9 protein-coding genes are annotated in these 12,659 nt (G+C 31.5%); all 9 read right to left on the bottom strand.

Annotated elements, in window-relative coordinates:
- On the bottom strand, window positions 1-2,493 hold the full coding sequence (locus Q0776_RS05780; RefSeq protein ID WP_240241931.1) for a heavy metal translocating P-type ATPase: 2,493 nt from the start codon (window positions 2,491-2,493) through the stop codon (window positions 1-3).
- 9 nt (window positions 2,494-2,502) lie between these two features.
- A complete protein-coding gene (locus Q0776_RS05775) occupies window positions 2,503-2,865 on the bottom strand; it encodes a heavy-metal-associated domain-containing protein (protein ID WP_090120023.1) in 363 nt (120 codons plus the stop codon).
- Window positions 2,866-2,875: 10 nt separating this feature from the next.
- The gene (locus Q0776_RS05770; RefSeq protein ID WP_240241932.1) at window positions 2,876-4,102 is read right to left on the bottom strand and encodes a TolC family protein; all 1,227 of its coding nucleotides are present in this window, start codon (window positions 4,100-4,102) and stop codon (window positions 2,876-2,878) included.
- Window positions 4,102-7,827, bottom strand: a complete 3,726-nt coding sequence (locus Q0776_RS05765) for an efflux RND transporter permease subunit (protein WP_240241933.1) — start codon at window positions 7,825-7,827, stop codon at window positions 4,102-4,104. The genes Q0776_RS05770 and Q0776_RS05765 overlap by 1 nt, the downstream gene beginning before the upstream one ends.
- 105 nt (window positions 7,828-7,932) lie before the next feature.
- On the bottom strand, window positions 7,933-8,349 hold the full coding sequence (locus tag Q0776_RS05760) for a hypothetical protein (RefSeq protein ID WP_240241934.1): 417 nt from the start codon (window positions 8,347-8,349) through the stop codon (window positions 7,933-7,935).
- A gap of 60 nt (window positions 8,350-8,409) precedes the next feature.
- The gene (locus Q0776_RS05755) at window positions 8,410-10,365 is read right to left on the bottom strand and encodes a heavy metal translocating P-type ATPase (RefSeq protein ID WP_240241935.1); all 1,956 of its coding nucleotides are present in this window, start codon (window positions 10,363-10,365) and stop codon (window positions 8,410-8,412) included.
- Window positions 10,366-10,394: 29 nt separating this feature from the next.
- Window positions 10,395-10,979: an isoprenylcysteine carboxylmethyltransferase family protein gene (locus Q0776_RS05750; RefSeq protein WP_090120011.1), complete on the bottom strand. Its 585-nt coding sequence runs from the start codon at window positions 10,977-10,979 to the stop codon at window positions 10,395-10,397.
- A gap of 60 nt (window positions 10,980-11,039) precedes the next feature.
- On the bottom strand, window positions 11,040-11,456 hold the full coding sequence (locus tag Q0776_RS05745) for a transcriptional repressor (protein ID WP_090120009.1): 417 nt from the start codon (window positions 11,454-11,456) through the stop codon (window positions 11,040-11,042).
- Between the two features lie 3 nt (window positions 11,457-11,459).
- On the bottom strand, window positions 11,460-12,659 hold the full coding sequence (locus Q0776_RS05740; RefSeq protein ID WP_298365914.1) for an efflux RND transporter periplasmic adaptor subunit: 1,200 nt from the start codon (window positions 12,657-12,659) through the stop codon (window positions 11,460-11,462).

Raw genomic sequence — 12,659 nt, 5'->3', positions numbered from 1 at the left:
TTAAATTTTAATATTTCTTAATCTTAATGCGTTTACAATTACCGAGACCGAGCTAAAACTCATAGCTAAAGCTGCAATCATTGGTGATAGTAATAATCCAAAAAATGGATATAAAATACCTGCTGCAATAGGAACACCTATAACATTATATATAAATGCAAAAAACAGGTTCTGTTTTATATTTTTTACAACAGCGTGACTTAATTTTTTAGCTTTTACAATACCTTGTAAATCGCCTTTTACTAATGTTATTGATGCACTTTCAATAGCAACATCAGTACCTGTACCCATTGCAATTCCAACATCAGATTGTGCTAAAGCAGGTGCATCATTAATACCATCTCCTGCCATTGCAACTATTTTCCCTGTATTTTGAAGCATTTTTATTTCATTTAATTTGTCTTGTGGAAGACATTCTGCTTTAAAGTGTTTTAGGTTTAGTTGTTTAGCTACAAATTTTGCAGTATTCTTATTGTCACCTGTTAGCATTATTACGTCAACGCCATTATTTTGTAATTCTTTAATAGCATTTTGACTTGTAGTTTTAATAGCATCGAAAATTGTGACATATCCTACTGCTTTATTATCTATTGCTATGTATGAAACTGTTTTACCTTGCTCTTGTTCTACTATAACTTTATTCGATAAACTTTCAGAAATAGTAATTGTGTATTGCTTTAATAAATTATCATTACCTAAAGCAATATTTTTATTTTCGACTTTACCTATAACTCCTTTTCCTGCCACAGCTTCAAAATCACTTACTTTAGTAATTGAACTGTTTTTTGATTTACCATAGTTTACGATTGCTGCTGCTAACGGATGCTCGCTATATTGGTTTAAAGATGTTATGTATTGTACTAAAATAGATTCATCTATAGAGTCTGTTGCTATTACCTTTTCAACTGATGGTTTTCCTTCTGTAATCGTGCCTGTCTTGTCAACAATAAGTGTATCTACTTTATTCATTTTCTCTAATGCTTCCGCATTTTTAATCAATACACCAGATTGAGCACCTCTACCAACACCTACCATTACAGACATTGGCGTAGCCAATCCTAATGCACAAGGACACGCAATAATTAATACAGCTATTGCATTTACAAATGCAAAAACATAAGCAGGTTCGGGACCAAATACAGCCCAAATGATAAATGTTATTACTGAAACAATCATTACTATTGGAACAAAGTATTTTGATATTCTATCAGCTAACTTTTGAATAGGTGCTTTAGAACGACTTGCGTTATTTACCATATGAATGATTTGAGAAAGTAAGGTCTCTGAACCGACTTTTTCAGCTTTCATTATAAACGACTTTGTACCGTTGATTGTACCTGAACTTACTTTGTCATCTACATTTTTATCTACAGGAATAGGTTCTCCTGTTATCATAGATTCATCAATACTACTATGGCCTTCAATAATACTACCATCAACAGGGATTTTTTCACCTGGTTTAACTCGTAATAAATTACCCTTTTCAATTTTATCAATAGCTATTACTTTATCAATTCCATCAATTACTAATGTTGCAGTGGAAGGAACTAATTTTAATAATTCCTTTATTGCTCCACTTGTTTGGCTATGCGCTTTTGCTTCTAACAATTGCCCTAGTAATACTAATGTTAAAATAACTGTAGTTGCTTCAAAGTATACAAATACGTTTCCTTCTGAAGTTTTAAAATCTTCAGGGAAAACATTAGGAAATATCATTGCAAAAACACTAAAAATCCACGCTATTCCAGAACCTATTCCAATTAGGGTAAACATATTTAGGTTCAATGTTTTTATTGATGTCCAAGCACGTTTAAAAAACATCCAAGTAGCATAAAAAACTACTGGAATTGATAATATGAATTGAATCCAATTCCATTGTTTTTGTTCTAAAACTGTATACAATGGATTATTTTCTAACATTTCAGACATAGCTATTAAAAAAATTGGAGCTGTAAATAAAACAGCAATCCAAAACTTATTTAGCAGCTTTTTATAAGTCTTATCTTCTTCAGATACATCCGCTTCTAATGGAATCAAATCCATACCGCAAATTGGACAAGATCCAGGTTCATCTTTTATGATTTCTGGATGCATTGGGCAGGTAAACTGAATATTTGAAGAAACCATTTTTTTCTCTTCGATTAAATCCATACCGCATACTGGGCAATCACCAACTTTGTTATAAACTTTATCTCCCTCACAATGCATTGGACAATAGTAAGTACCACTTCCTTCTCCTTTCTGAAGTTCTTTTTCTTTTATTTTTATAGGTATATGAACTCCTAGTTTATGAATACTATACCTGCCACCATCATTTTTTAAGGCTTCTTGAAATGTTTTTAACGGAATATGTGATTCCATTTCAATTGTAGCTTCAGCTTTTTCTAAATCAACTGTTGCTTTTGAAACACCTTTTACTTTAGAAAGTGTTTCTTCTACGTGACTGCGACAACCGTTGCAAGTCATACCGTGTATGTGAAATGTGTGTTTCATAACGATTAATTAATTACAATGATTACATCCTTTTTTTGCATCTGTCAATTCGTATTTACAACAACTAGGTAGTGAATTATAAGCTTTTTTAGAAGCACTTACATATTTTGTGCTGTGTCCAACTTTTGCAACTGCTTGCTCTACTTCGTAGGCACTACTTTCTTTTAGATCAAATGTAATTTTCAACATTTTGCTTTCAACATTCCAATTAGCTGTTTTTATACCTTTAACTGATTTGGCTGCTTTTTCTATTCTGTTTTTGCACATTTCACATTTACCTTCAACCTTAAACTCTTCTGTTTTTAATTGAGCAAATGTTATGTTGATTGTAAATATGAATATGATTATTAGTATTGATTTTATATGTTTCATTTTTTAAGTTTTAATTTGAAATTAAATAATTGATGATTGTACTTTGATTGTAATAATTTTTAACTGATTCTATTTGATTTATTTGAAACTTTAGCTGTAACTCTTGTATGTCTAAAACATCATTAAAATCAATAGTTCCAGTTTCATAACTTCTAATTAGAATATCTTCAGCATTTTTGGCCTGCTTTAAGTTTTTAGCTTGAATATTGTAACTAATTTTTGCTGAAATTCTTTCATTAATAGCAGCATCAAGTAAAGTTTGTAATTTGTTAAAACGCTCTTGTTTTTCGTTTTTTATTGCAAGTTGCTGCAAGTTATTTTGCTTACTTTTTGATTTGTATTTCTTATTAAATATTGGAATAGATACTGAAACCATTGGCATTAAAATATCTTTACCATTATCGCTAATTGTAATATCTGGTCTTTCTTCTACATTGACATAGTCTAATCCAAAACCAATTAAAGGATTGCTTTCTTTTTGATTTAATAATTCTGACTTTTCAACCGCTTTGTACAATTTTTCATACTTTAATAATTCGGGATGTAACTCTAAACTATTTGTATTTAAAAAAGAATCATCAGCAGGTATTTCAAGATTGTTTTCAATACGAACTTCAATAGCTTTATCACGATTCAACAACTTGTTTAATGTTGTTTGCTCTGCAATATATTTCTGATGCAATAATTGTTTTAATTTATCTAGTTCATTTTGTCGCATTTGTAAGCGTAATACATCTACTGCCGAGGCTTTATTCACCTCAACAGAAGCTAAAGCCATTGTTTCATAGTTTTTTAATAGTTCAATATTTTCGACCAAAACCTGTTGCTTTGCTTTATTTTCATACAAATTGTAATATGATTGTGATACAGCAACTATTAATTTTCGTTTGGCAATAACTATATCTTCAAACGAAGCATCAGCTAAAGAATTGGCATAATTTTCACGAGCGGTAATTGAACCAAACCAAGGTAACATTTGTTTTGCTGAAATTTTAAAACGTTGTGCTCCTGTTCTTGTTTCAGGTTCGCTTACAAAGTACCCAACACCAAATTCTGTATTTGGAAGTGTATTTACTTCGTTCGCTTTTTCTGCTTTAATTTTATATTGCAATTCAAACTTCTGAATTGTAGGACTGTTATTAAATGCCTCTTTTAAGAGCGTTTCTAATTGTTGTGCATTTGTGTTAACTGTGATAAGTAATACACTTAAAATAAATGCTATTTTTAGATTTTTCATTATGCTGTTTTTTTAAGTTTTAATTCTTCTCTCCAGCTATACAAAACAGGAACTATAAAGTAAGAAGTAATGTCTATAACCATTCCTCCAAAAATTGGAATTGCCATTGGCATCATAATATCACTACCTTTTCCTGTTGAAGTTAAAATAGGTAACAAGGCTAAAATTGTTGTTACTGTTGTCATTAAACAAGGTCTTATTCGTTTTTCAGCAGCTGCTAAAGCCGAACTTCTAATACTTTGTTTATTCGTAGGTTTGTCTCTGTCAAAAGTTTGTGTTAAATAGGTTGCCATTACCACACCATCATCTGTAGCAATACCAAATAGTGCAATAAAACCTACCCAAACTGCCACACTTAAATTGATGGTTTTCATATTGAATAACTCTCGCATATTTTCACCAAACAAACTGAAATTGAAAAACCAGTCTTGCCCATATAACCAAATCATTATAAAACCACCTGCAAAAGCAACAGTAATACCTGTAAATACCATTAAAGAAGTTGTTACTGATTTGAACTGGAAATACAATATCAAAAAGATAATGGCCAATGCTAATGGTACAACCACGGCGAGTGTTTTTTCAGCTCTAATTTGATTTTCATAAGTTCCGGTAAACTTGTAACTAATTCCTTTAGGGACTATTAATTTACCTGATGCTATTTTTTGTTGAAATAAGGCTTGTGCATTTTCAACAACATCTACTTCAGCAAAACCATCTAACTTATCAAACAGTACATAACCCACTAAAAAAGTATCTTCACTTTTAATAACTTGGGGACCTTGTTCATAACGAATGGTTGCCAATTCGCTTAAAGGAACAGGATTTCCTTTTTCTACAGGAACATAAATTTGTTCTAAATCCGTTGGGTTTGCTCTTAACTCTCTTGGATAGCGTACACGTACTGAATAGCGTTCTCTTCCTTCAACTGTTTGTGTTATTGGCATACCGCCAATTGCAACTTTAAGTATTTCTTGAACATTTTCTATAGAAATACCATAACGTGCAATTTTTTCTCTGTTAATGTCAATTAACAAATATGGCTTTCCAACAATTCTGTCTGCAAAAACGGCTTGTTCTTTTACACCTTCAGTTTGTTTTAAGATAGCTTCTAATTCCAAGCCAAAGGCTTCAATTTGTTTTAAATCTTGTCCTTTTACTTTAATTCCCATTGGTGCGCGCATACCTGTTTGCAGCATTACCAATCGAGTTTCAATAGGTTGTAATTTAGGTGCAGATGTTACTCCAGGCAACTTTGTAACTTTTACAATTTCGTTCCAAATATCATTAGGAGATTTAATTTCAGGTCTCCAATTTCTGTAAAACTCACCATCATTATCTTCAATCAGTTGAGACCTTTCCACTGCGCTCAAGGTGACATTTTCAGAATTGTTTGGATTTGAGATAAAGCGTCCATCTTTCAATTCAAATAAGCCTTTATCATTTACTTTGTATCGTTGTTTTTTACCTTTTTCATTCTTCATATATTCAGATTTGTACTGAATTACATTTTCGTACATAGATAATGGTGCAGGATCTAATGCTGATTCTGTTCTACCTGCTTTACCAACAACTGTTTCAATTTCTGGAATACTAGCAACTGCCATATCTAATTGTTGCAAAACTCTCTTGTTTTCATCAACACCAGAATGTGGCATTGAAGTAGGCATTAGTAAGAATGAACCTTCATTAAGAGAAGGCATAAATTCTTTTCCGGTGTTATTCATTATATAAATACCTGAAATAAGCACTGTAGTTGGAATGATTAAGAATGCCAATTTATTGGCTAAAGCCCATTTTAAAATTTGCGCATAATACTTTCTTAAAACAGAGAATATACCTAATATTCCAAAGCAAATAATGGCTACAAATAAAAGGTTTATAAGAATACTTCTTTCAACACCTAACGGTCTCCAATATTCAGTTAATAAAAGCACTACTGATGCAGCAGCAATTATTATGTTGATTAAATTAACCTTTTCGGGTCCAAGTTTTCCTTTTAAATTTAAGATTCCTGTAACTCCAAAAGCAATTAGAATTATTCCAAGCCAATAACCCATAATTATAGCTGAAATTCCTGCAATAATTAAAGCGATATTTATAACATAACTCACTGTCTTTTTTAACACCGTTTTTCTGAATAAAAAGGCCGCAAAAGGAGGTATTAAAAATAACGCGATTACTAACGATGCTGAAAGTGCCATTGTTTTTGTAAAAGCTAAAGGTCTAAATAATTTACCTTCAGCACCAATCATTGTAAATACTGGAACAAAACTGATAATTGTAGTTAGAACTGCTGTTAAAATTGCTCCTGAAACTTCTGCAGTAGCATTGTATACAATTTCATTTGTTGTTAGTGGTGTGCCATCTTCATTTAATCGTAGTTTTTCTTCATCTAAATGCCTAATCATATTTTCAGCGAGAATTACACCAACATCGACCATAGTTCCAATAGCAATTGCAATTCCAGAAAGCGCAACAATATTTGCATCTACATTAAATAGTTTCATTGTAATAAATACCATTAATACAGCTACTGGTAATAAACCTGAAATTAATATGGATGCTCTTAAATTGAAGACCATTACAATAATTACTAAAATGGTAATCAATATTTCTAGAGTTAATGCTTCGTTTAAAGTGTGTAAGGTTTCTTCAATAAGTTCTGTTCTATCATAAAAGGGAACCAATGTTAATTGAGAAACTGTTCCATCAGCTAATTCTTTAGTTGGTAAACCTCCTTTAAGTTCTTCAATTTTAGCTTTTACATTATTGATAACTTCCATTGGATTTGCACCATAACGAGCTACAACCACACCACCAACTACTTCAGCACCTTCTTTGTCTAACAACCCTCTTCGTGTTGCCGGACCAAGCGATACTTTGCCAATATCTTTTATTTTTATTGAAGTAAAATTTTCTGAATCTACAACGGCATTTTCTATGTCGGCAATAGATTTTATATACCCTAAACCTCTAACTAAATATTCGGCTTGGTTAATTTCTAAAGTTTGCGCTCCAATATCTCTGTTACTTTCTTTTACTGCTTTTACAATTTGATGTAAACCAATATTGTATTGACGCATTAATTCTGGATTTACATCCACTTGATATTCTTGTACATAACCTCCAATTGAAGCTACTTCAGAAACACCGCTAGCAGAAGATAACGCATACTTCACATAGTAATCTTGAATACTACGTAATTCGTGTAAATCCCAACCTCCAGTTACATTTCCGTTTTCATCTCTACCTTCTAATGTATACCAAAAGATTTGACCTAAACCTGTGGCATCTGGACCTAATGAAGGGTTAACACCATCTGGCAATAAATTACTTGGCAAAGAGTTTAGTTTTTCAAGGATTCGACTACGACTCCAATAAAACTCTATATCTTCTTCAAAAATGATATAGATACTTGAAAATCCAAACATAGATGAACTACGAATGGTTTTTACTCCTGGAATACCAAGTAATGATGTTGTTAATGGGTACGTTATTTGGTCTTCAATATCTTGTGGTGAACGACCGTCCCATTTTGTAAATACTATTTGTTGGTTTTCACCAATATCGGGAATTGCATCTACTGCTACAGGATCGCTAGGAAGAAATCCTGTATTCCAATTAAAGGGTGCATTTACGATACCCCAACCTATAAACAGTGCTAGTAATAATACTGCTACCAGTTTATTTTCTATTAAAAATTTGATGCTTTTATTTAGCATAGGTTTGATTTTAAACAATTAGACAATGGTGTTAAAAACACCGAATACAACAAATTATCCTTATAACTTTACAGCCATAGGATAAAACAGTCTATTGTTTTAAAATCAGATTAAATATGTTTCGTCTAGCTTGTAGATTTTCCTGCTGACGAGAGGGGATTGATGTTCATCATATAAAGATACCTCGCTATCTATACTTTCGAAAAGATTTACGTAAGTATAAATAAATGAAGTAATGAATACTTGTTGCTCAAAAGAAATAGTATCTATTGAAGATTGTAATTCATTTTGACCCTCAATTTTTTCAAAGCCTTCACTACAACAATTTTTCTTTGATACAGAACAATTATTAGTTGAAGTTGCTAATTCCATTTCCATTCCGCAAGTTTCTGCTTTTGAAAATATGGCTGAATCAACCAATTCATCTCCACAATAATGCATATTAATAGTAAATGACATTGTAGAGAATAACACTACAAAAGCCATTAATATTGACATTATTTTATGGAAAACTTGTTTCATATTGGTAACAAAGGTAACAAATTATAATGATTCTAAATTAGTTTAACAGGAGTTTAACGCTTAACTCCATTTCATTCGTTGCAATCTAACCGCATTTAAAATAGCTAATAAAGCTACACCTACATCTGCAAATACAGCTTCCCACATTGTTGCTAAACCACCTGCTCCTAGAATTAAAACAATAGCTTTAACACCAAAAGCTAATATGATATTCTGCCATACAATTTTACGAGTAGAATGACTTATTTTAATGGCTTTTACCACTTTTGAAGGTTGGTCGGTTTGAATAATAACATCTGCTGTTTCAATAGCAACATCACTTCCCAAACCACCCATAGCAATACCTACATCACTTGCTGCTAAAACTGGTGCATCGTTAATACCATCACCAATAAAAGCTATTTTATTTTCAGGGTTTCTCTTTAAAGTTTCAACTTCATTTAATTTATCTTCTGGCAATAAACCACCTCTGGCCTTTTCAATATTTAATTCAATTGCTATTTGTTGGGTAATAGAATCTTTATCACCTGAAAGCATCATTATATTTTTAATACCTACTTTATGCAATGCTGTAATTGTTTCTTTAGCATCTTCTTTTAATTCATCTGCAATTACAACATAACCTGCGAATTTATTATCGATAGCTACCAAAACAATGGATTCTACAATAGCTTCTGTTTCAGTTGGAACATCTATGTTATTTGTATGCATTAAGGCTTTATTTCCAACTAAAACTATTTTACCATTCACAATGCCTTTTAATCCTTTTCCTGCAACTTCAGATACTTCTAATGCTTTAAAATCTTTTCCAACTTCTTTATACTCCATTATGGCTTTTGCAATAGGGTGTGTGGATTGTTCTTCCATAGCCATTAGGAATTTCATAAATTCAGATTCTTCCCAGCCAACAGTCTTTATTTCCTTAATTTTGAAAACACCTTTGGTAACAGTTCCTGTTTTATCCATTACCAATGTATTTATTTTGGTCATAGCATCTAAAAATGAAGCACCTTTAAATAATATTCCATTTTTTGAAGCTGCACCTAAACCTCCGAAATAACCCAATGGGATAGATATTACCAAAGCACAAGGGCAAGAAATTACCAAGAAAATTAATGCTCTGTATAACCAATCTCTAAAAATATAATCCTCTACAAAAAAATAAGGTAGAAATGTAACAGCAATTGCTAAATACACTACAATTGGTGTATAGATACGTGCAAATTGTCTAATGAACAATTCTGTTTTCGATTTACGTGCTGTAGCATTTTGAACTAAATCTAATATTCTGGCAATTGAACTATCTTCAAACTTGTTTGTTACCTCAACTTCTATCACACTTTCTAAATTGATACTACCTGCATATACTTTTGCGTTTTTTGTAATCGTATCTGGTTTACTTTCACCTGTTAAAGCTGCGGTATTTAATGAGGCCTTTACTGATAGTAAAATACCATCTAAAGGAATTTTTTCGCCAACACGAATTTGAATTTTTTCGCCAATATTTACGTCTTCTGGTGAAACACTTGTATAATCACCATTCCGAAAAACGTTAGCTTCTTTTGGTCTGACATCTAATAATGCTTTGATATTTCCTTTGGCTCTTTTAACAGCAGCTCCTTGGAATAATTCTCCAACTGCATAAAATAGCATTACTGCTACTCCTTCAGGATATTCACCAATAACAAATGCTCCAATTGTAGCAATAGACATTAAAAAGAACTCTGTAAATACATCTCCTTTTTTAATGCTTTTCCAACCTTCTTTAACCACGGGAAATCCAACAGGCAAGTATGCAATTCCATACCAATTTATACGTAACCAATCTTTGAAAAAAGCTACATTAAAATAATCTAAAGCTATTCCGATCATAAGCATTAAAAAGCTTACGATTGCAGGGAAATAAATTTTGAAAGTAGCACTATTTACAATGCCGTGGTTATGACCATCATTGTGACTATGCTGCTTTGTAGATTTTGGCTTTAAATCTCTTAAATTGACTTTCTTTTTTTTCATTATTATTCTAAATTCTTCAAATTAAATATTTATATCCAACGTCTTACTTTTTTTGCATACTCTAAATAATCATTTCCAAATTCTTGTTTTAAGAATGCTTCTTCTAATCTAATTTGGGTATTTATACTTGTTGTTGATAATGCGATTATTACTAATGTAAAAGCGTTTGGAATCACTAAAAACAATCCAATATTTGCAATCATAATCCCAAGGAAAATGGGGTTTCTTGAAATCGAAAACAATCCTTTGGTAACTAACGATGTCTTGTTTTTTTCATCTATTCCAATTCTCCAAGAATTGGCCATATTAGATTGAGCAATCCATACTACAATTAGCGAAAGAATTAAGAGTCCCCAGCCTGTTTTTAATAAAGTAACACTTTCTAAATACCAAAAAGGGAGTAAATATTTGTACCAATCAAATTTAAAAGCATAAATACTTACAATAATTAGCTCTAAAAAAGAGATCAAAGTAAATACTTTACCATTATAACCGTGTGCATCATCTGTTTTGTTAAAAGTTAAAGGGTTTACTCTAGTTTTTATAAAGAGTGAAACTGACCTTATTACAAAAACTAGCAGAAAATATATTAGTAAGTAAATAAATAAAATCATCAAATTATAATTGCATATTCAAAGCAAATATGCTGAAAAAACAAATGCAATGGAAGTGCATTAATGACCGCTACATTTATCACAAATCCCTTTTACCACCAAGTTTACATTTTCTGCAACAAAACCATCAGGTACTTTAATTTGAGGAATTTTATGAGCTGTAAGGCATACTGTTTCATTGCAATTGTTACAATGGAAATGTAAGTGTAAATCATTTTCAATTTCACAATTACATCCTTTTTCACATAATGCATACTTTGTAATACCTGTACCATCATCTATTTGATGTACGATTCCTTTTTCTTCAAATGTTTTAATAGTTCTGTATAATGTAGTTCTATCTGACTTTTCAAAAGCATTTTCGATATCACTTAATGTTACAGCAACATCCTTTTCTACAAGAAACTTATAGATAAGTAATCGCATTGCTGTAACACGTATATTTTTAGATTCTAATAATTCCTCTATTGTTTTCATTATTTAATGTTCGTGTTCTGCTTCGCCTTTTTTCATTTCAGCAATCAGGTAATAAGCATTATTATAAGCAAATTTTGTGGTTTTATCTAATTCTTCAGTAAATTGAACTGCAATCCAATTGCCATCTTTTGCACCTAAAAGCACTTCAACAGGTTTAAAACTCCAGTGGTCATTTTCTTTTTCTACTGAAAATGCATAAAACCTATCTCCATCTTTTATAATTGCACTTTCAGGTAATGCTTTTGTTTTAGTTTTATTTACCTGAATTTTACCTTGAATGTACATACCAGGAATTAAGTTATCTCTTTTATTTTCAATTTCAGCGTGAACGTGTACCGCTTTTGGGTTGTCTTCAAATGTTTTACTTATAGAAAAGATTTCAGCTGTAAGTTCTGTATCTGGTATAGACTGCACTGTAAATGTTACTTTTTGACCTTTTTTCACTTTATACGCATCTTTTTCAAATACCATCAAATCTGCGTGAACGTGAAGCGTATTAACAATTTCGAATAATTCTGTTTGCGGCTCTACATATTGCCCAATTTTCACCTCAACCTTTTGTACAAACCCTTCTATAGGACTACGTAATGATATACTTTGTGCAATTGTACCATTTCTTACTGATATTGTATTGATATTTAATATTTTTAATTGAGCTTCCAATCCATTTACCATAGCTTTTGATGCTTCATACTCGGCTTCTGCTTTTTGAAAATTTGCACCAGAACCAACACCTGCATCATATAATTTTTGTTGACGCTCATAGTTTTTCTTTAAAAAATTACTATTGCTAAAAGCATTCAAATAATCAGTCTGCAGTTTTATAATATTAGGGTGTGATAGATAGGCCACAACTTGGCCTTTATTAACTTTATTACCTTCAATTACTTTTATAGATACTACATTTGCACCAATAACTGAAGTTATTGCTGCTTCGTTTTGTGGGGGTACTTCTAATGTACCATTAGCCTCTACATTTCCACTCATATTTCGTAATGAAAGTGTGTCAATCTTCATTTTTAATGCATTATACTGCTGCTGCGAAAGCATTACTTCTTCGTTCTCACCGTGTTCTTCTTCATTTTTTGGTTTTTCACTATGTGAATGACCATCATTGTCACTATGACTTTCTTTGTTTCCGCAAGCAAAAACAGTAATGGATAACACTATAACAGTTAGGATTTTATATAATTTATTTTTCAT

This window comes from uncultured Lutibacter sp. (genome assembly GCF_947495725.1).
Classification (GTDB): Bacteria; Bacteroidota; Bacteroidia; order Flavobacteriales; family Flavobacteriaceae; genus Lutibacter.
The sequence above is the reverse complement of the archived record's forward strand: the minus strand, read 5'-3'. Positions and strand labels throughout refer to the sequence as shown.

Coding starts and splice junctions, on each gene's coding strand:
- Q0776_RS05780 (WP_240241931.1), bottom strand. CDS start 2,493: ATGAAACACACATTTCACATACACGGTATGACTTGCAACGGTTGTCGC.
- Q0776_RS05775 (WP_090120023.1), bottom strand. CDS start 2,865: ATGAAACATATAAAATCAATACTAATAATCATATTCATATTTACAATC.
- Q0776_RS05770 (WP_240241932.1), bottom strand. CDS start 4,102: ATGAAAAATCTAAAAATAGCATTTATTTTAAGTGTATTACTTATCACA.
- Q0776_RS05765 (WP_240241933.1), bottom strand. CDS start 7,827: ATGCTAAATAAAAGCATCAAATTTTTAATAGAAAATAAACTGGTAGCA.
- Q0776_RS05760 (WP_240241934.1), bottom strand. CDS start 8,349: ATGAAACAAGTTTTCCATAAAATAATGTCAATATTAATGGCTTTTGTA.
- Q0776_RS05755 (WP_240241935.1), bottom strand. CDS start 10,365: ATGAAAAAAAAGAAAGTCAATTTAAGAGATTTAAAGCCAAAATCTACA.
- Q0776_RS05750 (WP_090120011.1), bottom strand. CDS start 10,979: ATGATTTTATTTATTTACTTACTAATATATTTTCTGCTAGTTTTTGTA.
- Q0776_RS05745 (WP_090120009.1), bottom strand. CDS start 11,456: ATGAAAACAATAGAGGAATTATTAGAATCTAAAAATATACGTGTTACA.
- Q0776_RS05740 (WP_298365914.1), bottom strand. CDS start 12,659: ATGAAAAATAAATTATATAAAATCCTAACTGTTATAGTGTTATCCATT.